Genomic DNA, 18,514 nt, shown 5'->3' on the forward strand with positions numbered 1-18,514 from the left:
TCGGAAGTCGTGACATCTCCCCAATCCTATGGGGTGATCGCCACCTTGAGTACGCCATCGCGCTGATGTCCGAACAGGTCGTAGGCCTCCTCGATCTGATCGAGCTTGAAACGATGCGTCACAAGGGGACGCGTGTCGACCCGGCCGGACGCGATTGCACCCATGAGCCGCCGCATGCGTTCCTTGCCACCCGGGCAAAGCGTCGTCCGGATGGTGTGGTCGCCCAGGCCTGCCAGGAAGCCGTCGAGCGGGATCCTGAGATCGCCCGAATAGACCCCAAGGGATGACAGGGTGCCGCCGGGCCTGAGTACGCGCAGCGCCGCCTCGAAGGTCTCCTGCCGTCCGAGCGCCTCGATGGAGACGTCGACGCCTCGTCCGTCGGTGAAACGCATGATCTCCTCGACGGCATCAGCGTTCGTGAAGTCGACAACGTGGTCCGCGCCCATGCGGCGTGCCATCTCCATGCGCGCGGGCACGCTCTCCACCGCGATGATGGATGTGGCGCCCATAAACCGGGCGCCGGCCGTGGCGCACAGGCCAATAGGGCCTTGTGCGAAGACCGCCACCGTGTCGCCGATGTGGATGCGTCCGCTCTCCGCGCCGGAGAACCCGGTCGACATGATGTCGGGGCACATCAGCACCTGCTCGTCCGTGAGCCCGTCCGGCACGGGAGCGAGGTTCGCCATGGCGTCGGGAACGAGTACGTATTCGGCCTGGCAGCCGTCAATGGTGTTGCCGAAGCGCCAGCCGCCGAGCGGCTTCCAGCCATGCTTCGTGCCGGCCCCGTCCTGGGAGTGGCAGCCGCACAGGCAGGCGGCGCTGTGCCCGCTCGGCGTGATGGCACCGGCGATGACCCGCTGGCCCTCGCGGTAGCCCTGCACGGCCGAGCCGAGCTTCTCAATCACGCCGACAGGCTCGTGGCCGATGGTCAGGCCACGGGCGACCGGATACTCACCCTTGAGGATGTGGACATCCGTCCCGCAGATCGTCGTGGTGGTGATGCGCACGAGCGCGTCGAGCGGACTGATATCCGGGATCGGCTTCTCGTCGAGCACGATGCGGCCCGGCTCGACGAAGACTGCGGCTTTCATCCTGGGCATGGTCATCCCTCCCAAAGCTGGCCTTCGTTAATCCTGTCTCGGTGCGGCCCGCGTCCGCGAGGCTAAGCCCGATGTCGCCTTGCGCTCGGAGCCCCCGACATAGCGAACCAATCGTCAACCGGATTTCGTATCGTCGGATTGTCCCGATGTCCCGGTTTCCTGTTGTCCTCCCGTGGCACCCTGACCGGATGCACCCTTTCCTTGAACCTGGATGCGCCGTGAGCGCTCCGGCCGCCCGGTCTTCGGCACGGTCACGGTCAGGACGCCGTTCTCGAAACTGGCTCTGACCTGCTCGGAATCGACAGCGAAGGGCAGCCTCAACGAGCGCTGGACGGTGCCGTAGGAGCGCTCGACGAAGTGGAAGCTCTCCTTGTCGTCCTTGCGCTCGAACTTCTTCTCGCCCCGGATGGTGAGCACGTCGTCGTCAAGGCTCACGTCGATGTCCTGCTCGCTGACGCCGGGCAGCTCCGCCGTGATGCGGATCTCCTTGTCCGTCTCCGACACGTTCATGCTGGCATTGACGAAGGTGCCGACATCGCCCTGGCCCTGACTGCCGGATGCGGCGGGCTGACCGACACCGCGGAAGACATCGTCGAAGAGGCGGTTCATCTCGCGGTGCAGCGACAGGAAGGGATCACCAGGAAACATGCCGCCGCCGGGGCGGAAGGGGGTCATGGGATTGCGGGCCATCGTGCGTTCCTCCTCATGCGTTGCGGGATCGGGGGCGGGCCATCGTAGCGTCGCGGGCATGGGACGTCACGGCACCGGGACGGGCCTGCGCCCTGGCGCGTTCAGGCCGCGAAGGACTGACCGCGTTGCTGCATCCAGAGCTGGTTCAACAGGTCGACATAGGGCTGACGCCTCTCAAAGTGGGCGACCCTGAGTTTTTCCCTGATGTACTGCTTGATTTCCTTGGCGTTGGCGCTTTTCTCGACTTTCTCCAGTTCGACCTGATGCTCGAAATCGATGTGGCCTAGCGTCCGCGCGACCTCTTTCATCATCAGGTCAAGGCTGGGCGAGTACATCCGGTACTGCTGGCTGGCGTGATTGGACATGTTCCCTCCATGATTGTTCATCATTGTCTGGGGCTACGCTTATCCAAGATTTTTACGCTGTCTTGGGCCAGTATCGTTGCTGCGGAACAAAGAGAAACTCCGTATTTTTACGGAGGGGTCGCGTGAAGCTTTGCCGATCGGGAGCAAGAGTCCCACGAACCCCGACATGGACCCGATGACGATGGTGTTCCGCATCCAGGATCCGGCGGTCCTCAAGGGCGTGAAGGCTGGGGACAGGGTCCGGTTTCAGGCGGATCGCGTCAACGGGCAGCTCAGCGTCGTCAGAATCCAGAAGGGAAAGTGACCCTCATCGGCGGCCGCGCGTTGGCCTGGATCAATGCCGCAATGCGCAGCCGCCGATAATCCGGAGTCTGGAGCGGCTTGACCTTCCCACGATGGCAAGGGCGAGCATCCGTCCCAGCGTATCAGGCGAGGTGAGCCATGACCGACAACCGTACAGTCGACCACCACTCCCACGGTGGGCATCGTCATGCTCCTCATGCCCATGGCGATCATGCCGGGCACCATCATCACCATGAGCCCGCGGCGGACACCGGGAAGGTGAAGGATCCCGTCTGCGGGATGATGGTCGACCCGCACGTGACCACCCATCGGGCCCAGTACGAGGGCAAGCCGTATTACTTCTGCTCCTCGGGGTGCCAGTCGAAGTTCACGGCAGACCCCGCGCGGTACGCCGGGGATGCCACCGAGATGAAAGCCGAACCCGTGCCTGAGGGCACGATCTACACCTGTCCGATGCACCCGCAGATCCGGCAGGTGGGTCCCGGCTCCTGCCCGATCTGCGGCATGGCGCTTGAGCCCGTTGTTGCGACCGCCGAGACGGGGCCGAGCGACGAACTCGTCGACATGAAGCGCCGCTTCCGGATCGGGCTCGCCCTGACAGTGCCGGTCTTCGCGCTTGAGATGGGCGGCCATCTCATCGGGCTCGATCACGTGGTTCCCCGCAGCCTGTCGAACTGGATCCAGCTCGCCCTCGCGAGCCCGGTGGTGCTCTGGGCGGGATGGCCGTTCTTCGAGCGCGGCTGGCTGTCGCTGAGGAACCGCAGCCTCAACATGTTCACGCTGATCGCCATGGGCACGGGCGTGGCCTGGCTCTACAGCGTGATCGCGACGCTGGCGCCCGGCATCTTCCCGGCGGCGTTCCGCGGCCACGACGGCTCGGTGGCGGTCTACTTCGAGGCCGCGGCCGTCATCACGGTCCTCGTCCTTCTAGGGCAGGTTCTCGAACTGCGGGCGCGTGAGAGCACGAGCGGCGCCATCCGGGCACTGCTCGACCTCGCGCCCAAGACCGCGCGCCTAATCCGGGACGGCGACACCGAGGAGGAGGTCCAGCTCGACACCGTGCAGGTCGGCGACCGCCTGCGGGTGCGCCCCGGCGAGAAGGTCCCGGTCGACGGCGCCGTTCTGGAGGGCCGCAGCGCGGTCGACGAATCCATGGTGACGGGCGAGTCGATGCCCGTGACCAAGGAGGTCGGCGCCCAGGTGATCGGCGGCACCATGAACCAGTCGGGCGGCCTCGTCATCGAGGCGCGCAAGGTCGGCCGGGACACGATGCTGTCGCAGATCGTCCAACTCGTGGCCGAGGCCCAGCGCAGCCGCGCCCCGATCCAGCGCCTAGCCGACCAGGTCTCCGGCTACTTCGTGCCCGCCGTGATCGGAGTGGCGGTGCTGGCCTTCCTCGCCTGGGCGGTCTGGGGACCCGAACCGCGCCTTGCCTTCGGCCTCGTGGCGGCGGTGTCGGTGCTGATTATCGCCTGCCCCTGCGCCCTGGGCTTGGCCACGCCAATGTCCATCATGGTCGGCGTCGGGCGCGGCGCCCAGGCCGGGGTTCTGATTAAGAACGCCGAGGCCCTCGGGCACATGGAGAAGGTCGACACCCTCGTGGTCGACAAGACCGGAACGCTCACCGAGGGCAAGCCGGCCGTCACCGCCATCGTGCCCGCCCCCGGCTTCACCGAGGCCAATGTCCTGCGCCTGTCGGCGAGCGTCGAACGGGCAAGCGAGCATCCGCTCGCGGTGGCCATCGTGGCAGCCGCGGAAAAACAAGGCATCACCACCGGGCCCGTCACCGACTTCGACTCGCCCACGGGCAAGGGCGCGCTCGGCACTGTGGAGGGCAAGCGCATCGTCCTTGGCAACAAGGCGTTCCTGGCCGAGCACGGCATCGACGTCGCTCCGCTGGCGGAGCAGGCCGACAGATTGCGTGAGGACGGTGCCACGGCCATTTTCGCGGGCGTCGACGGCAAGGTGGCAGGAGCCATCGCCATCGCGGATCCGGTGAAGGCGTCGACCCCGGAGGCACTCGCGGGCCTCAAGGAGGAAGGCGTGCGGGTGGTGATGCTCACTGGCGACAACTGGACCACCGCGAGGGCGGTCGCCAAGCGGCTCGGGATCGAGGAGGTGGAGGCCGAGGTGCTGCCGGACCAGAAGAGCGCCGTCGTGGACAAGTTCAAGCGTGCGGGCCGGGTCGTCGCCATGGCGGGCGACGGGGTCAACGACGCCCCGGCGCTGGCGGCGGCGGACGTCGGCATCGCGATGGGCACGGGCACGGACGTGGCGATGGAAAGCGCGGGCGTGACCCTGCTCAAGGGCGACCTGACCGGGATCGTGCGAGCGCGGCGGCTGTCGCGAGCGACGATGGGCAACATCCGCCAGAACCTGTTCTTCGCCTTCATCTACAACGCCCTCGGCGTGCCCGTCGCGGCGGGGGTGCTCTACCCGCTCTTCGGCATCCTGCTCTCGCCGATCATCGCGGCGGCCGCGATGGCGCTGTCGTCGGTCAGCGTGATCGGCAACGCCATCCGGCTACGCACGGTCAAACTCTGACCTCTGGAGGGGCGAGCCGTGGTCCTGGCCGGCCCGTCGGGAGCCACGATCACGGTGCCCGCCTTTGAGGGAAGTCAAGGCGGGCACCGCATGGAGGGTCCAAGCTCGAGCTTGTTGGATCGGGAGGCCTTGCTATGAGCACTACGGACACCACTCCGCACGTTCCCCCACGCCGCAGAAGAGCTGGCGTACGGTTCTGGTCGGCACTCCACTGGGGTGGGCCATCACGCTCGCGCTGGCCGCGCTCGGCGTCTATCTGTTCGCGAACCACACGGGCCACGTCGTGGCCACCCTGCCCTACCTGCTGCTGTTGGCCTGCCCGCTGATGCATCTGGTCATGCATGGCGGCCACAGCCATCATGGATGGCGCGAATGAACTTCGCCCGGCCAGAGCGCCTGCGGCTGGCCGAGCTCACGTCGGGCTTGCGCGCGGTCGTCCTGGGCGTCGGGCTCGGCGTGCTGGCTGCTGACCGCATTGATTCCTTCCGCTTTCCACTGCTGCTCGTCGGCCTGGTAGCTCACGCGTGGGGCATGTACGACAAGCACCATCTGGAGCGCGAAGCCGACGCCCCGGATGCCTGGTGGGAGCCGGTGGCTTACTGGTCCTGTTAGGGCCTCCTCGCAGTCCTTGCGGCTGGAGTCATGGCACGCTTGACGAGCGTGATCTGACCCTCTGCGTCGCCGGTTCGGAATGGCCCCCGCCGGACAGCGGTGAGGGCCATGGGGCGCGCTATTGGTTTCCTTCCTTGGCGGCGTTCTTCTTGAGCCAGTCCTTCATCTCGGCGATTTCCTGGCCCTGCTCCTTCTTCGTTTTCTCGGCCATCTTCTTGGCCTCGGCGTTGTCGCCTGTCTTGAGGACCACGTCGGCCATGTCGATGGCGCCCTGGTGGTGGGCGATCATCCCGCAAATGAAGGCGACGTCGGAGTCCTTGATCATGTGGGCGGCCATCATCGGACCATGCATCTTCATCATGGCCTGCATGTAGCCCTTCTGGGCGTCGTTCATGTTGGCCATCATGCCCTGCATCATGCCGGACATGTCCATGCCCTGCATGTTCTGCATGTTTTGCATCTGCCCGCTGGCCTGAACCGCGGTCCGACACTCCTCCGGCAGGCTCTCGGCTGACATGGCCATCTGGCCGCCGGAGGGGTGCTGCATCTGCTGCTGCGGCTGGTTCTGCTGGGCCATGGCACCGAAGGTGCCGACGGACACGAAGACGGCTGCAAGAGCGATCATTCGGTCGGTCATGTTGGTATCCTTTCGAATGGTGTTTGGATGATGAGTGGGATCAAGCTGCCATCTTCCGGCAGCTCTCGGCACAGCGGCGGCATTGGTCCACGCACTCCTGCATGTCGCCGACCTGCTCGCAGGACTTGGCGCACTCCTCGCAGATCTCGGCGCACTCACGGCAGGTATGCCTGTGATGGGGCGTGCCGATCAGCATGAAGTGGGCCGAGGTCCGGCAGATCTCGGCGCAGGCCATCATGAGGCGGAAGTGGCCAGGCTCGACGTGCTTGCCGCCCTGCTCGAGGCAATGCGTCATCGCCATGCCGAGGCAGGTCTGGTAGCAGCGCAGGCACTCATCGATGCAGGACTGCATCTCTTTGGACATCTGGTGCATGGTGGTCTCCTGAATTCCAGGCGCAGCGAGTTGTCGGCCCGCAAGGGCACGGCGCCTGACGCGCCGGCGGACCAGGTCTCATGGCGAACGGGGATCCACGCCGAGGCGTGATTGCTCCGTCCCCTGGCTCAGGCCTGTTTTGGTGGGCGGTCGGGTCCCAACGGAGCAATCGGTGTCGCTCCCGGGTCGCCGGGAATCGGAATGGTGACCCACGGCAAGGGATTGCTCGCCAGATCGGCAAAGCCCGGCACGACGGCCATCACACAGCCGGGGTGACAGCAGGATTGACCCATCGCGTGGGGCCGGGCCGGAACCGCATGGTCGTGGTCGGGGGATTGCTGGCCGACCTGGGCCATCTGCCCGTGATGGGGCTGGGCGACCGCAGGCCCGTCCGCAACCTGGGCGACCGCATACAGCGGCGCGCTCGCGAGGCCGAGGGCGACCGTCACGACCAACAGGTAGCGGAGCATGAGGCGAAGGCAGGCCACGGCACCATCCTTTGGGTCATGGCGGAAACGAATGCCCGCATGATGGGTTCCCGGTGCCGGAATGAGCTCCTTGGCGGTCCCGCGAAACGACCGCTTGACCTTGCCATCATTGGAAGGTGCATGGTTCGAACATCGCCACCACGAAACGGAGACCAAACCATGTGCGGATGCAGCACCCACCAGACCCAGTCCACCCAGACGATCGAACGTGATCCGGCCGCCCTGACCCTGCGGGTCGAGGACATGACCTGCGGCCACTGCGCCGGCACGATCAGGAAGGCCATTGAGACGGGCGTGCCGGGCACGAGCGTCGAGGCCGATCCCGTCTCGAAGCTTGTCTCGGTCCGCGGCAGCACCGATTTGAGTTCCATCAAGGCCCTCGTGACCGAGGCCGGCTATACTCCGACCGCTGCCTGAAGGAAGGCTTCCATGATCGACCGCCGCCGTTTCCTGACCGTCCTCGGCACCGCGGGGACGGTCCTGGCCATGAAGCCCGCCCTTGCCGAAGCGGGGCTGCCGAAGGTCGTCGTGAGCAAGGATCCGTCCTGCGGCTGCTGTTCCGGCTGGGTCGACCATATCCGCGCTGCTGGCTTCCCGGTGGAGGTTCGGGAGACACCCGAGATCAACCGGGTGAAGGTCAGGCTCGGCGTGCCCCAGGACCTCGCCTCCTGCCACACGGCCGAGGTCGGCGGTTACGTCATCGAGGGGCATGTCCCGGCGGACGCGATCAAGCGCCTCCTCGCCGAGAAGCCCCAGGCCAAGGGCCTCGCGGTTCCCGGGATGCCTGTCGGCTCCCCAGGCATGGAGGTCGCGGGAGTCGAGGAGGATACCTACGAGATCGTGCTGTTTGGGCCATCGGGCCAGAGGACCTTTGCCCGGTATCAAGGCTCCCGTCAGGTCTGATTGCATCCTTGAAGGAACAAGCATGGGATAGGCTTGTGCTCCGCACTCGCCCTTCCCATGTCCAGCGTAGCCTCAGGGTCCGGGCCCCTCTGGCGAGCGGGGCGCCGCTCGCGATGTCGGACGTTTTCATGCAACGCGTATGCGACCGGGAAACCCGCCCATGCACTTCATCACCTTCCGGACCGTCCCCTCCTCCCCTTCTGGCGGACTCCTGACCATCCTGATCAGACTGGCACTTCTGGCCGCGGCGGGGATTGCCCTGCTGACGATGGTACTCGTCGGCTTCTTCGTCGTGCTTCCCGTGATGCTTATCGGCGGGTGCGCATCATACTTCTACCTTCGGCGTCGCATCCGACGGTCTCGGCAACACTCGCACGATGGCGTCATCGATGCGGAATACACGATTGTCGACCGCCAATAAGGCCCGTGGCTACATCCACCCCAGCGTGAGCCCGGTGACCGCGAGATAGCGGGCACGACCAAGGCGAGGAACATGGGAAAGGTTCGCGCAGGACGCCTGCGACGATTGTGAGCGGATCGCCAATGATCGGCATCCGCGACAGCAGCAGGGACCAGCGCCCATAGCGGTGGTACCAGCCCTCCGCCTTCGCGACCTGTTCCCTGGTGACCGGGAACCAGCGTTGCCCCTCGAAGTGGGCGATGAAGCGGCCCAGGAACCAGTTCACGCACGAACCCAGAATGTTGCCGAGGCTGGCGGCGAGCACCAGCAGCCAGACCTGGTAATGCTCGGCCATCAGCATGCCGAACAGGATCACCTCTGATTGGAACGGGAATACCGTCGCCGACAGGAAGGCGGCCCCGGCCAAGCCGAGATACTCGGTGAGGTGCTCCATAGGCATTTGTCCCAGGCGATGGCGCCCGGGACCAGACCAACTCCTACGTCGCCATGGGGTCCCGGGGGGCCGCGTCTCCCATGTCAGCACTGCGTAATCGCCGCTGAACGGAAGATCAATTCATCCCATAGAGTTGTTCGGAATAGCGCCGCACTTCGTCATCCGCCCCGTCCTCAAGCTCGCCGAGGTAAGCAAGGAACTCCTCCTGCGTGTTCAGGGAGAAGATGCGCGCCCTCAACCTCAGGTCATCATGCAGGGGTGCTTCCCTGAGGAGGCCAGCGCATTCCTTATCGAGAAACATCGCGTCCACGTAGGGAGCGTAGGACGCGATGGCATGCACGTCGTTCATGAAGCCTCGAGTTGGCGGCTTGCGCTGCCCTGCCACGATCTTCCTTGAGATTGCGGCGAAAAGGTACGCGGTAATCCGATGGCGAGGCTGCTCCCAGTTGCCGGGCCACTGCCAAAACTTCACTACCTCGGCCATGGCCGTGGCTTGATCCAGTCCTCCAGCCTCGAAACCGCGAAGCAGTTCCATGAATTCGCGGAATACAGGATGGCCCCCCACTTCCAAGAGGGCGAGTGGATTGCTCGATTGCTCCAACTCGTCCTTCCGGTCCAGAAGGTAACGAAGCACGGTCACGCGCCCGGCGCCGTAGCTTTCGATCTCGCTTCGTAGGACCTCCTCGAATGGCGGACGCTTGTCCTGCCAGTACCTAACAAGGCTCGTCATCCGGTCCGCTGAACGATTGGTGCCCTTGCGGAGACCGTCCGCGAACTGGCTGTAGTCCGCGTTCACGAAGACCCGCATATCCGGGAGCCAAGTATTGCGCCGGGTACGCAATACGTCGTCGACATCGGTTGCGAAGATTGGGCCTCGGTTCTGGCGATATGCGGTAAAGCATTCCCAGACCTGCATAAGGGTAACCTCGTCGGTATCAATGAGCGAAGCAGTTCCACCGATGGCTTCGCTGGCGTTACGAAGGTCCTTCGGGAAAGGGGAGACGATCGTCTCACCGGAATGGACATCCGAAGTCGGGAACACGGCTTGCTGCAACAGCAACACGCGTCGCACCTTCCCGTAGAGTTCCCGCCAGAAGCCGTCATGCGCATCGGCCCGCCGTGTTCCGGCCTTGACCTTAAAGAGTTCACTGAATGCGAACTGGTCGAGGTAGATCACCTTCTTGTTCAGAAGCGGCAACTGCTCGCTCTCCGTGTGTCGGCACTCCTTACACCGCGTGGTCAGGCTGTATTCGCTGCCATAGAGGAGGCCAAAGGACTCAGGACGACGGCAGCTTGGGCAAGAGGAGAAAGGTCGACGTTCGAACATGTCCCGGGATTAAGGCACGCCGATCAAGAATGCTAGCTTGGGCCCGGCGGCAACTCCCCGTTTCCATTGCCGTGCATCGAACCGGACGGGCCGGTAATACAATGTCGTGAAAAGATTTCACGACATACAGGAGAGCCTGGACAGAACCGTGGCGGGCGGGCATGAGTCCGCATGAATGATCGTGAAAGAAGTTCACGACGGGACAGATTATCATGCGGGTTATCGAGCTATTCTGCGGTGCAGGATGCGTCGACGAGCTCATTCGGGACCGTCGCCCCCTCTGAGGAACCAGTAAACGGCGACCGCCCGAGTGAGTCGCCATAAGGACTCCTCGCCGGGTGATCCACTGCCCCGGGCACCCCGGGGCAGCCCAGTGGCCGATCCATTCATCGTGTTCGTATGCCTGGGAAGCGGCATCGGATGGTCAGGCGGGCCAGCCCGCTCGCATACCGCCCCGCAGGAGTGTCGGGAAGGGACGTCCAGCCCTCCCTGCCGAGATGTGATAGCTTCAGGAATGCGGCGGCTTGGGTTCTACGTCGCCGTTTGAGTTCCGGAGCGCTGGAAGAGTTCATGGATCTTCTCACGGAGTCGGTCGTCCACAACGCCTTCCCGATCGACGTAGCTGATAACAAGGTCGACCTGCTCGCGTGAATTCCGTGGCAGCTTGTAGACTGCCTCGAGTTGTTCCGCAGACAGGTAGCGGTCCAGATGATCGTGCGGATCAGGTGGCCGTTCCCAGTTTAACCAGGTGCCGAGCAAGGCATGGTACATCATGCGCCGGTCGCGCTGGACCTTCTCCTGAATGATGCTGTCGTAGTCATGCAACGCGACGATACTCTCGGACTGAAGCTCTGATGTAAGCCAGTCATTGAAGCGATCCACGCGTGCAGCGTAGTCGGCGAATGTCCCACGCAAGTCAATCGAAGATGGCTGCGCTGCGATATAGGCGTTGGCTCCCGCACGCTGCTCCCTCGTCAATCCTTTCTTATTCTCGCTGATGGTACGAGTGAGCGATTCCTTATCCAGAACGAACGAGGCTGTTTTCGTTCCGTTGCGATAGTCCGCTGTCAGATTCCAGCCTGCATCGACGACATGCAGGTGATGGAGCAGTATTCTGAGCGAGACAACGAGTTCGTGAAGGCCGTCGGTTCCAAAGCATTCCAAGCGCTTGGCGTCGTAATCCGCGATCGATGCCTTGTCCGCAACGCGTCGTGCGTGATCGACGAGCGATACTGCCGCATTGGTGCAGGTAAAAAGCTCTTTCTGAATATCCAATTCGATCTCGCGAAGGCGTTCCTCGCCCGCCGGGCCGAAGAGATTTGTTCTTTGGGCCAAAGCTTCCGCTTCGAAGCGGGAAATCATCTCCAGCAGGGTGCGAAGGCTTCGCCGCAAGATGGCAAGACTCGTGAGGTACGAATCCCGTTTCCTCGCCAGCCGGTAGCCTTCGTGGCCGCGCATGATCTCGCGCATATGGCTGTTAAAGAGGCGAACGAGGTCCGCCCTGAGATCGGGCGGCAGCGGAGCGGGACTTTCAGCCACGCGCAGGCGGATCTGCTCCCGCTGCTCCGCCTCGCGGGCGTTCTGTCGGTGCCATATCTCGTTAAATTGGGTGCGGGTCAGCTCTGGCATTTGGGGGAACACATTTGTTCAATTGGCTTCGGAAAGCACTCCGGAGAACCAGCGGGGGCGGGCTCCATCCATTGAAGGAATGATCACCCGGCTACACCGCCATCGCGAGGGCCGCGCGCACGTTCTCGACCACCTCGGCGCCGTGGAGCGCGGCATGTCCCAGGATCGCCTCCTCGGTGATCCCGTCCCGGCAGGCGTTCCGGATGATCTCCTGCATCGGCTCGCCGAGGAGCAGCGGGTCGAGTGTGCACTCGACGACCGCCCGGACCGGATCCGAGGCGAGGAGCGTACGGCCCTGCCCGTCGACCCGTACGGACGTCGCGACCGCCGGGTCCAGGGTGCACGGCATGACCCTCACCTCGAGGGCGCCGGCGAACTCCCTCACCTGGCCCTCCTCGGCGCCGGGGACGTAGACGTTGACCTCGGACGGGGGCTGGACCGACCAGCCGTAGCAGATCGCGGCGCTCAGCCCGCCCACGTGGCCGCCCGCAAGACGGGACGCGGCCGGTGCGTCGACGCCGGACCACCGGAACCCGTCGTCGGCGCCCGGGTGAAGGTCTGTTGCCTTGATCAGCTTCGCCGCAGCCGCGGACTGGACGCCCTCCTTCTGCCAGCGGGCGACCGTCCGGCGCGAGACGCCGAGGTAGACACCCGTCTGGGTCAAGGACAGACCCGAACGGTCCATCCAGGCACGGAATGCGGGGGCTACCAGATATACGGTTGTCACGTTTGCGGCTCTAGGTGGTGTCATGGCGACACTAGGAAGCTCGCAAGTCTTTGTCAACAATTGTCACGGTTGGACGGGTCCGCCAGCCCATGCTCCTCCGCCAGCGCCAGTAGCCGCCGGATGTCCCCGATCGCCTTCTCCAAGTCGGCGACCTGCTCGTGTAATGTTTTCACGACATCCGCTCGGATGACGTGCACGGCGTCGAGGACTACCCACTGACGCCTCCCGTCGCCGCGTCGAGCGAGGATGGCTTCGGTATCCCCTTCCATCCCGTCCACCATAGATCGGCGCTCCCGAGGATCTCGAAGTCGGGCGCCCTGAGGATTTGGGCGACGCGGTTCCGCTTGTGCTCCCGGAGGGCGTCTTCATCCCTGCTGACCGTCATGCTCGTCCTCCGCGATGCACCTGCTACGCCGCGGGTTCACGGGGTAGAACGCCTTCATCCTCGGGTCCGTCTCCTTCGCCCGTTCGCTGGCCACCTTTCGGGTCGTCTCGCGGCCGTTGTGGGCAAACGGATTCCTCGGTCCCGGGAAGCACGCCGTCACCGACCACTGCCACACCCCTGCTCGGGGCCGTGCGGGATTTGCTGCACATTGGCGACGTAGGTGTCGCACGGCCCGTCGCCCTCGCGGTAGAATTTGGCAGGATCGAAGAGGGTGTATTGCGTCTCGGGCCGAGCGGTGTCCCTAAGAGGCGTGCGAGCTCTTCATCCAGTAGAGGTCTCCATGACGCCCGGTGCCTCAGCGCCAGTCCGGCAGTGTATCGAACGTCCACGCGATCCAATGCCCCGGGATCGTCCCGATCACCTTCGTGAGGTTCGTGAGGCAATTGTTCACGTCCGGCCGCGGCACCCTGCCCTCCGCCAGCAGTTCCATGCCCGCCGCGAAGTCCCTGTACGCCGCTTCCGCCTGCCTGTGGTCTTCTGTCGGCATTGCCGGCCACGGCATCGCCACCACCTCCATGAGCGCGGCCGACGCCGCGTGGGCTTCCGATACGAATGCCGGATCGATCACGGCTCGCAGCGGGTCGCCCGGCTGCTCGAACAGGATCGCGGCTTGGGCGAGCGCCGTCGCCGCGCGGCATGCGGCGTCGAACAAGCCGCGATCCTCCGGTGTGACCCATTGCACTGGTATCGCGCGGAGCATGGCCAGCAGGGTCTTGGCGTCGTTGAGCCATAGCGACACGGCGAGCCCCAGCGGAGCGAGGGGCGGAACGTAGGTAGGAGACATCATGTTGGTGGGTTCTCCTTCAATGATCGGGCCAAAGCGACGACTTCCCGGGGCCGACCGGATTGCATGGCTTCGATCGGACTCTTGAGGCCCAAGGACTCATCCGGCGTTACGAACCATTCCAGTCTCGTCCATGGATCCCTGATCGGCAGCAAGGACAGGATCTCGCGCATCGTCAGAACGGACATCGCGTTCTTGAGCTGGAAGCCCGGGTAAATCGTCCGGCCGCCGAAGTTGACGGCAAGGACGTCCCCCGCATCGGCGTATCGGCGCAGGTCGTCGACGGGCATGTCGAGCCAATTGGCAGCCAGCTCCTCTCCCAGCCCGCCGCCGGCCTTGCGGATCAGCTCCCGCTTGTGGACGTCGGGATCGGGTGCCTCTTCCTCAAGCCACTCCACCACCATCCGACCGTACGCCTGCGCCGTGTCGGCCGGCAGCGCGAGCGGCTTCGGCCGGGCGGCCGCCAGTGGCTCGAATTCGTCCCGCGAGGCAAGGGCGGCGAGCCAGCCCAGCGCCGACCATGCGAGTGTGCGGTCGGCGAGCCCCGGCTCCTCGCCCTTCCCTGCCCGCTCCGCGGCCGCCACGAGTGCCGCCGCGGCGTTCTCGGCGACCGCGACCTGGCTCATCCACGTCCCGAGGGAGGCGCGGTAGATCAGGCAACGGAGGCGCCCGTCCCGGTCGTCTTTCGGCAGCGCCCGCGTCAGGAGGAAGGCGGCCCCGTCCAAGGCCTCGGCTTGCTTGTGCTTCACGGCGTCCAGCAGCATCTCGAACGCTCGGAGCACCTGTAGATCGGGCACGCGGGTCCCATTGAGGCGGGTGATCTGATGGGCGGCCCACTCGCCTGCGTCAAGATAGATGCTTCCGCTGAACCACGGGTACAGGCGCAGGAGTTCGTCGGTCGTCGGGAGCGAGCGCCCGGTGAGGATATGGCCGATTCGGGCGACGTATTCGTGCTCCGCGGCCGGGCGGCGCCCGGTCAGGAAGTGCTCCGTCTGAGCGATGTGCCCAGGCTTCTCCGGCATGGGATCCTCTGTCATGACAGCACCTCCGTCTCGCGCAGGCTCTCGTACGGCCGCCCCAGGCGATACCATCGGCTGAGGGTGCGCGCGCAGGAATGGTCCTCGGACATGATCCAGAGATCCGACGTCCGGATCGGGCGTCCGTTGCCAGGGAGTCGGGGATGGCCGGCGACGCCCCCAACGAGACAATCGACGGGGAATTGCGCCCGGCTCCAGAAGTCCAGGACAGGTGCGTCCTTGAGCATGCTGTCCTCCGTCGGCACCGCGCCCACCCGGAGTGCCTTCAAGTCAGAGAGCAGCCCTTCGATCCTCCCGATCTCCTCGTCGAGATCCCGTCGGGTATCGGCTGTCAGCCCGTGGTGCCTGGTCAGTGTGAACATGTCGCGTCCTTCGTTTCGACCCGGATTCCTATGGACGAAATCGGGGCGTTTGCCCGGAGCGGAATGTTGTGACAGTGGCGGTTTTCCCCGGAAACAGGCGGCAAGTGCCATGAGGGTCGGCAAGTGCATGCCCCCGGAAGTCGTCCTGACCTGATGACGGCGGGAAATCCATTCGCTATGGGAGGCGGATTCGATGGAACGCCAAGCGAGGTTGTCAGTTGACAACCCGTCTGGCCCCCTGCATATTTCGAGGCACAGGACCAGATGGCGAGGACTCGTCACACGGATAAGGACGTCGAGGCGGCGCTTCGACATGCCGAGGCTAACGGCTGGCGCGTAGAGTTGGGCGGAAGTCACGCCTGGGGCAAGATCTACTGCCCCTACAACGATGATGAATGCCGATGCGGAGAGTTCTGCATCACAAGCGTATGGAGTACCCCCAGGAACGGGGGCACCCATGCGAAGCAGATTAGGCGGGTCGTCGACAATTGCACGACGCACAAGGCTGAACGCGAGAAGAAGAACGCCGAGAAGGATTGAAGTGATGATGGAATACACCTTCACCCTCAAGTACCGTCTCCCGGAGAACGAGACGGACATGGATTCGCTCGTGGAGCGCCTCGGCGAGGCCGGATGCACCGACGCCCTGATCGGCACCGGCACCCCCGGCCGTCTCGGACTCGAGTTCAGCCGTGAGGCGGAGACCGCACAGGAAGCCGTGCGCAGCGCGCTCGCTGACGTGAAAGCCGCCATCCCCGACGCGATCCTCGTCGAGGCCGGCCCCGATCTCGTCGGCCTCTCCGACATTGCCGGCTACATGGGCGTGACCCGCCAGAACATGCGCAAGTTCACGATCGCCAACCGCGATTTCCCGCTGCCCGTTCACGAGGGGTCTGCTGCCCTCTGGCACCTTGCCGACGTCCTCGCTTGGCTCGAGGCCCGCAAGGGCTATGAGCTGGACCAGGGCTTGCTTGAGACGGCCGCGGCTACCCTCGAGGTCAACACGGTCAAGGAAAGCCGTCGGCACTCAGTCCGGGGGCCCGGGAGCTGGAGCTCCTGATCGCGTAGTGTCAGGCGTGTCGGGAGTGCACACACTCCTGGCACCCATAGCGGCCATCAGGCGGCGAGGAGGCCGACGTCCGACGTCCGTCGGCGGGAGGCCCAGGACCTCGGCGTCCGGGTGCAGGTCCGCCGCCAAGCATGATGCGTCCGTCGCCAGCCCTTCCAAGCTCTTGCGGATCTGTTCGTCGGTCAGGCCGGCCCTCCTTCCACAATCGCGGCAGGCGCTGGGAGTTGTCAGGACCTCGCGGCGTTGGCAAGGTGCCCCGAAGCAAGGCGCCCCGAAGCAAGGCGCCCCGAAATCGGGGCTGATGGGGGCAATCAATGGATTTACACCTGGAGCGCAGGCTGCGGCTACACACCGAGCCGGAGCACAAGAGCCTGTATTCCTGGGCGATCAACGAGTTCGACGAGCAGGGCCAGCAGATCGGTCACGACCGGATCCCCTGGGGCTGGACGCTGCGCTTCACTGCGACCGACGTCGTGCTCGGCCATGGCATCGAGATCAAGTCGGATTACCAGCCTGGGGAAGCCGCGTCGACGACGCGCGAGGTCACGCAGCGCCAGGTCATCCGGGCGCAACTGCGGCCGGGCATCGCCCTGCACGACGGGGACTACCGCCGCATCAAGACTACCTTCTCGATGTTCGGGACCAACCGGACCATTAAATGCTTCCAGCTCGACATCCACCCGCTCGCCGACCCCGCCGGGCAGGAGAGCTGCCGGGCATGGGGCATGGTGTCTTACACGTACGAAACGGACTTCAGGAACGAGACGACCGAGGACTGCGTCACCTTCGAGATGTTCGTGAAGCCGGAGACCTTCGCCCGCTACGCGGCGATGGTGGCCGACGGCTCGGTGGACGAGATGATCCTCAGCGTCGGGTTGGTGTCCGGCTTCTACTCGGAGTGGAGCCCCTCGATCTCCACCCACCACGTGAAGGTCCTGACCGAGGACAAGGACCAGAGGGTTGACCTGCCGCCCGGCCTTCAGTTCGAGCCGCTTCGCCTCGGCCCCGTCGGTGATGCCACGCTGTCCGTCAATCGGATCCTCACGATCGCCAAGCGGACGCCGGATCCCCAGCCTGTCGAGCCGACGACCAAGGCCGAGCCAGTGCCGGCCATCCCCGAGACGCCGGCACCGGAGATGGCGCTGACGGACCCGCGGATCCTAAAGGCGTTGGGATCCCTGCGGCGGGCCGCGTGGTTCATCGTGGCCCTGTTGGCGCTGATCTTCGTCACGACGCTTTCTCGATAAACCGTTTGTACTCAAGGTGATAAATGGGTGAAAAAATTTTTGAGGTAGAGAAAGATGATATATCTATCTCAAACCTAAGTGCATTCGATATACATAATATTCTGATCAGAACCAGAGGAAAAGACTCGCCTGAGAGTCTATGGTTCAGGGTTATGCCTGACTCAAATATTCTATATATACAACAGAAAGATTGGAGTTATAACGATCCCGAATTCGCTATAACTTGCTATCGTGATATAGAATATTTACGTGGCATCAAAAAATACAGCGGAAGAGGATTCCGCTGGAGCATCTCAGCTAAGTACAGTACTGTAAGAAAAGATTACAGCACCATTCGTAATGATCTTTCCCTTTCTTATGTACACCGAGTAGGTGCGCTGCTTCTAATAAACAAGATGCAATGTGTTAAATTAAGCATAAATGAACGAGACAATAATCTATCAGAGTTTTCTAATTACTATCTTGGTGTTAAGGAAAATTTGAAGAACACGCAAACATGGATCAGCGGTAAGCTAGAAATGCGCGCTGATTGTAGCTGCGGGCATTCTGGCATTGTTAAAAACACTGTATTATCAGCCTTATTTAGCCGAGGACTATCTATTGAAGATATCAAGTCTCGCCTAAAATGTGATGATTGTGGAAGTAAAGAACATTTAGAGATCATGTCTTTATACAATGAAAATACGCCTTCAGAATTCAGACATGAAATATATTGGCCTAATGATAAGCGTCCGAGATCTGGAAGTATTCTTGAATCTAGTAAAATATTTTCTCATCGCAATCCTGAGCTCGAAGGAATGTACAAAAATCTAGGCGGCGATGGAGAAGGTCCAGTTTATCTCGGGGACGGGGCTTACCTGTCCTCATCCGGTGAGGTATTCGATGATTAGTTGTTTGGTGGCGGAACGTTGTTGGGATCGGGTGCGTTACGCCATTGAGGAGTACACTTGGCGCTTTGACGGCCTGCGACGCCGAGCTTCTCACCGCAGGAGGACGTGATGCACTCCCTTCATCCGCA

The 18,514-nt window shown here is 63.5% G+C and carries 25 protein-coding genes; 11 read left to right on the forward strand and 14 right to left on the reverse strand.

Translation table 11 applies throughout. From position 1 onward, the window contains the following. Nucleotides 1–26: 26 nt before the first annotated feature. The 3 genes from FS320_RS08285 to FS320_RS08295 all read right to left on the reverse strand — a co-directional run bounded on the left by FS320_RS08285 (nucleotide 27) and on the right by FS320_RS08295 (nucleotide 2,155). Nucleotides 27–1,100, reverse strand: coding sequence for an NAD(P)-dependent alcohol dehydrogenase (locus FS320_RS08285; RefSeq protein ID WP_152710725.1), 1,074 nt, complete (start codon nucleotides 1,098–1,100; stop codon nucleotides 27–29). Nucleotides 1,101–1,214: 114 nt separating this feature from the next. After that, the gene (locus FS320_RS08290; protein WP_152710727.1) at nucleotides 1,215–1,790 is read right to left on the reverse strand and encodes an Hsp20/alpha crystallin family protein; all 576 of its coding nucleotides are present in this window, start codon (nucleotides 1,788–1,790) and stop codon (nucleotides 1,215–1,217) included. A gap of 101 nt (nucleotides 1,791–1,891) precedes the next feature. Continuing rightward, nucleotides 1,892–2,155, reverse strand: a complete 264-nt coding sequence (locus tag FS320_RS08295; RefSeq protein ID WP_152710729.1) for a hypothetical protein — start codon at nucleotides 2,153–2,155, stop codon at nucleotides 1,892–1,894. 166 nt (nucleotides 2,156–2,321) lie between these two features. On the opposite strand from FS320_RS08295, the gene FS320_RS08300 reads away from it, so the two are divergent. The 4 genes from FS320_RS08300 (at nucleotide 2,322) to FS320_RS08315 (ending at nucleotide 5,614) form a co-directional block, all read left to right on the forward strand. After that, entirely contained in the window at nucleotides 2,322–2,459 is a 138-nt protein-coding gene (locus FS320_RS08300) for a copper-binding protein (protein WP_152710731.1), read from the forward strand. Between the two features lie 137 nt (nucleotides 2,460–2,596). After that, nucleotides 2,597–5,002 carry a heavy metal translocating P-type ATPase gene (locus FS320_RS08305; protein WP_152710733.1) on the forward strand — a complete coding sequence of 802 codons (2,406 nt, stop codon included), beginning with the start codon at nucleotides 2,597–2,599 and terminating at the stop codon, nucleotides 5,000–5,002. Nucleotides 5,003–5,066: 64 nt separating this feature from the next. Next, entirely contained in the window at nucleotides 5,067–5,378 is a 312-nt protein-coding gene (locus tag FS320_RS50675; protein WP_244627035.1) for a DUF2933 domain-containing protein, read from the forward strand. Next, a complete protein-coding gene (locus FS320_RS08315) occupies nucleotides 5,375–5,614 on the forward strand; it encodes a hypothetical protein (RefSeq protein WP_152710735.1) in 240 nt (79 codons plus the stop codon). The genes FS320_RS50675 and FS320_RS08315 overlap by 4 nt, the downstream gene beginning before the upstream one ends. 118 nt (nucleotides 5,615–5,732) lie before the next feature. On the opposite strand, the gene FS320_RS08320 is transcribed toward FS320_RS08315, so the two are convergent. The 3 genes from FS320_RS08320 to FS320_RS08330 form a co-directional block, all read right to left on the reverse strand. Continuing rightward, nucleotides 5,733–6,251, reverse strand: a complete 519-nt coding sequence (locus tag FS320_RS08320; RefSeq protein WP_244627036.1) for a DUF305 domain-containing protein — start codon at nucleotides 6,249–6,251, stop codon at nucleotides 5,733–5,735. Between the two features lie 40 nt (nucleotides 6,252–6,291). Next, entirely contained in the window at nucleotides 6,292–6,624 is a 333-nt protein-coding gene (locus FS320_RS08325) for a four-helix bundle copper-binding protein (RefSeq protein ID WP_152710736.1), read from the reverse strand. Between the two features lie 128 nt (nucleotides 6,625–6,752). Beyond that, nucleotides 6,753–7,112, reverse strand: a complete 360-nt coding sequence (locus FS320_RS08330) for a hypothetical protein (protein WP_152710738.1) — start codon at nucleotides 7,110–7,112, stop codon at nucleotides 6,753–6,755. A gap of 159 nt (nucleotides 7,113–7,271) precedes the next feature. On the opposite strand from FS320_RS08330, the gene FS320_RS08335 reads away from it, so the two are divergent. From FS320_RS08335 to FS320_RS08345, 3 genes are all read left to right on the forward strand, one after another. Further along, complete coding sequence (locus tag FS320_RS08335; RefSeq protein WP_152710740.1) at nucleotides 7,272–7,529, forward strand: heavy-metal-associated domain-containing protein; 258 nt, start codon at nucleotides 7,272–7,274, stop codon at nucleotides 7,527–7,529. A gap of 12 nt (nucleotides 7,530–7,541) precedes the next feature. Further along, nucleotides 7,542–8,015, forward strand: a complete 474-nt coding sequence (locus FS320_RS08340) for a DUF411 domain-containing protein (protein WP_152710742.1) — start codon at nucleotides 7,542–7,544, stop codon at nucleotides 8,013–8,015. Nucleotides 8,016–8,175: 160 nt separating this feature from the next. Further along, nucleotides 8,176–8,436: a hypothetical protein gene (locus FS320_RS08345; protein WP_152710744.1), complete on the forward strand. Its 261-nt coding sequence runs from the start codon at nucleotides 8,176–8,178 to the stop codon at nucleotides 8,434–8,436. Here the strand turns inward: FS320_RS08345 and FS320_RS08350 are convergent. From FS320_RS08350 to FS320_RS08380, 8 genes are all read right to left on the reverse strand, one after another. Next, nucleotides 8,399–8,869, reverse strand: coding sequence for a YqaA family protein (locus FS320_RS08350; RefSeq protein WP_244627037.1), 471 nt, complete (start codon nucleotides 8,867–8,869; stop codon nucleotides 8,399–8,401). The genes FS320_RS08345 and FS320_RS08350 overlap by 38 nt on opposite strands. A gap of 115 nt (nucleotides 8,870–8,984) precedes the next feature. Further along, nucleotides 8,985–10,067 (reverse strand): hypothetical protein, encoded by a 1,083-nt coding sequence (locus FS320_RS08355; protein WP_152710746.1) that lies wholly within the window; start codon nucleotides 10,065–10,067, stop codon nucleotides 8,985–8,987. 660 nt (nucleotides 10,068–10,727) lie between these two features. After that, entirely contained in the window at nucleotides 10,728–11,825 is a 1,098-nt protein-coding gene (locus FS320_RS08360; RefSeq protein WP_152710747.1) for a hypothetical protein, read from the reverse strand. A gap of 91 nt (nucleotides 11,826–11,916) precedes the next feature. Beyond that, entirely contained in the window at nucleotides 11,917–12,552 is a 636-nt protein-coding gene (locus FS320_RS08365; RefSeq protein WP_152710749.1) for a hypothetical protein, read from the reverse strand. Nucleotides 12,553–12,760: 208 nt separating this feature from the next. After that, the gene (locus FS320_RS45100; RefSeq protein ID WP_153885293.1) at nucleotides 12,761–12,937 is read right to left on the reverse strand and encodes a hypothetical protein; all 177 of its coding nucleotides are present in this window, start codon (nucleotides 12,935–12,937) and stop codon (nucleotides 12,761–12,763) included. Between the two features lie 355 nt (nucleotides 12,938–13,292). After that, complete coding sequence (locus FS320_RS08370) at nucleotides 13,293–13,784, reverse strand: hypothetical protein (protein ID WP_152710751.1); 492 nt, start codon at nucleotides 13,782–13,784, stop codon at nucleotides 13,293–13,295. After that, nucleotides 13,781–14,818: a hypothetical protein gene (locus FS320_RS08375; RefSeq protein ID WP_152710753.1), complete on the reverse strand. Its 1,038-nt coding sequence runs from the start codon at nucleotides 14,816–14,818 to the stop codon at nucleotides 13,781–13,783. The genes FS320_RS08370 and FS320_RS08375 overlap by 4 nt, the downstream gene beginning before the upstream one ends. After that, complete coding sequence (locus FS320_RS08380; RefSeq protein WP_152710755.1) at nucleotides 14,815–15,180, reverse strand: DUF6634 family protein; 366 nt, start codon at nucleotides 15,178–15,180, stop codon at nucleotides 14,815–14,817. Before FS320_RS08380 ends, FS320_RS08375 begins: the two co-directional genes overlap by 4 nt. A 264-nt stretch (nucleotides 15,181–15,444) precedes the next feature. Here FS320_RS08380 and FS320_RS08385 point away from each other — a divergent pair, with 264 nt between their 5' ends. The 4 genes from FS320_RS08385 (at nucleotide 15,445) to FS320_RS08400 (ending at nucleotide 18,386) form a co-directional block, all read left to right on the forward strand. After that, the gene (locus tag FS320_RS08385) at nucleotides 15,445–15,720 is read left to right on the forward strand and encodes a hypothetical protein (RefSeq protein ID WP_152710757.1); all 276 of its coding nucleotides are present in this window, start codon (nucleotides 15,445–15,447) and stop codon (nucleotides 15,718–15,720) included. A gap of 4 nt (nucleotides 15,721–15,724) precedes the next feature. Continuing rightward, the gene (locus tag FS320_RS08390; protein ID WP_244627038.1) at nucleotides 15,725–16,240 is read left to right on the forward strand and encodes a helix-turn-helix transcriptional regulator; all 516 of its coding nucleotides are present in this window, start codon (nucleotides 15,725–15,727) and stop codon (nucleotides 16,238–16,240) included. 323 nt (nucleotides 16,241–16,563) lie between these two features. Then, nucleotides 16,564–17,496, forward strand: a complete 933-nt coding sequence (locus FS320_RS08395; RefSeq protein ID WP_152710759.1) for a hypothetical protein — start codon at nucleotides 16,564–16,566, stop codon at nucleotides 17,494–17,496. A 23-nt stretch (nucleotides 17,497–17,519) separates the two neighbouring features. After that, the gene (locus FS320_RS08400) at nucleotides 17,520–18,386 is read left to right on the forward strand and encodes a hypothetical protein (RefSeq protein WP_152710761.1); all 867 of its coding nucleotides are present in this window, start codon (nucleotides 17,520–17,522) and stop codon (nucleotides 18,384–18,386) included. The last annotated feature ends 128 nt before the right edge of the window (nucleotides 18,387–18,514 follow it).

The sequence above is a fragment of the Microvirga tunisiensis genome (assembly GCF_009296175.1).
Taxonomy (GTDB): domain Bacteria; phylum Pseudomonadota; class Alphaproteobacteria; order Rhizobiales; family Beijerinckiaceae; genus Microvirga; species Microvirga tunisiensis.

What these genes read in the sequence shown, in the direction of transcription:
- FS320_RS08285 (WP_152710725.1), bottom strand. Translation starts at nt 1,100, where the DNA reads ATGCCCAGGATGAAAGCCGCAGTCTTCGTCGAGCCGGGCCGCATCGTG.
- FS320_RS08290 (WP_152710727.1), bottom strand. Translation starts at nt 1,790, where the DNA reads ATGGCCCGCAATCCCATGACCCCCTTCCGCCCCGGCGGCGGCATGTTT.
- FS320_RS08295 (WP_152710729.1), bottom strand. Translation starts at nt 2,155, where the DNA reads ATGTCCAATCACGCCAGCCAGCAGTACCGGATGTACTCGCCCAGCCTT.
- FS320_RS08300 (WP_152710731.1), top strand. Translation starts at nt 2,322, where the DNA reads ATGGACCCGATGACGATGGTGTTCCGCATCCAGGATCCGGCGGTCCTC.
- FS320_RS08305 (WP_152710733.1), top strand. Translation starts at nt 2,597, where the DNA reads ATGACCGACAACCGTACAGTCGACCACCACTCCCACGGTGGGCATCGT.
- FS320_RS08315 (WP_152710735.1), top strand. Translation starts at nt 5,375, where the DNA reads ATGAACTTCGCCCGGCCAGAGCGCCTGCGGCTGGCCGAGCTCACGTCG.
- FS320_RS08320 (WP_244627036.1), bottom strand. Translation starts at nt 6,251, where the DNA reads ATGACCGACCGAATGATCGCTCTTGCAGCCGTCTTCGTGTCCGTCGGC.
- FS320_RS08325 (WP_152710736.1), bottom strand. Translation starts at nt 6,624, where the DNA reads ATGCACCAGATGTCCAAAGAGATGCAGTCCTGCATCGATGAGTGCCTG.
- FS320_RS08335 (WP_152710740.1), top strand. Translation starts at nt 7,272, where the DNA reads ATGTGCGGATGCAGCACCCACCAGACCCAGTCCACCCAGACGATCGAA.
- FS320_RS08340 (WP_152710742.1), top strand. Translation starts at nt 7,542, where the DNA reads ATGATCGACCGCCGCCGTTTCCTGACCGTCCTCGGCACCGCGGGGACG.
- FS320_RS08345 (WP_152710744.1), top strand. Translation starts at nt 8,176, where the DNA reads ATGCACTTCATCACCTTCCGGACCGTCCCCTCCTCCCCTTCTGGCGGA.
- FS320_RS08350 (WP_244627037.1), bottom strand. Translation starts at nt 8,869, where the DNA reads ATGGAGCACCTCACCGAGTATCTCGGCTTGGCCGGGGCCGCCTTCCTG.
- FS320_RS08360 (WP_152710747.1), bottom strand. Translation starts at nt 11,825, where the DNA reads ATGCCAGAGCTGACCCGCACCCAATTTAACGAGATATGGCACCGACAG.
- FS320_RS45100 (WP_153885293.1), bottom strand. Translation starts at nt 12,937, where the DNA reads ATGACGGTCAGCAGGGATGAAGACGCCCTCCGGGAGCACAAGCGGAAC.
- FS320_RS08370 (WP_152710751.1), bottom strand. Translation starts at nt 13,784, where the DNA reads ATGATGTCTCCTACCTACGTTCCGCCCCTCGCTCCGCTGGGGCTCGCC.
- FS320_RS08375 (WP_152710753.1), bottom strand. Translation starts at nt 14,818, where the DNA reads ATGACAGAGGATCCCATGCCGGAGAAGCCTGGGCACATCGCTCAGACG.
- FS320_RS08380 (WP_152710755.1), bottom strand. Translation starts at nt 15,180, where the DNA reads ATGTTCACACTGACCAGGCACCACGGGCTGACAGCCGATACCCGACGG.
- FS320_RS08385 (WP_152710757.1), top strand. Translation starts at nt 15,445, where the DNA reads ATGGCGAGGACTCGTCACACGGATAAGGACGTCGAGGCGGCGCTTCGA.
- FS320_RS08390 (WP_244627038.1), top strand. Translation starts at nt 15,725, where the DNA reads ATGATGGAATACACCTTCACCCTCAAGTACCGTCTCCCGGAGAACGAG.
- FS320_RS08395 (WP_152710759.1), top strand. Translation starts at nt 16,564, where the DNA reads ATGGATTTACACCTGGAGCGCAGGCTGCGGCTACACACCGAGCCGGAG.
- FS320_RS08400 (WP_152710761.1), top strand. Translation starts at nt 17,520, where the DNA reads ATGGGTGAAAAAATTTTTGAGGTAGAGAAAGATGATATATCTATCTCA.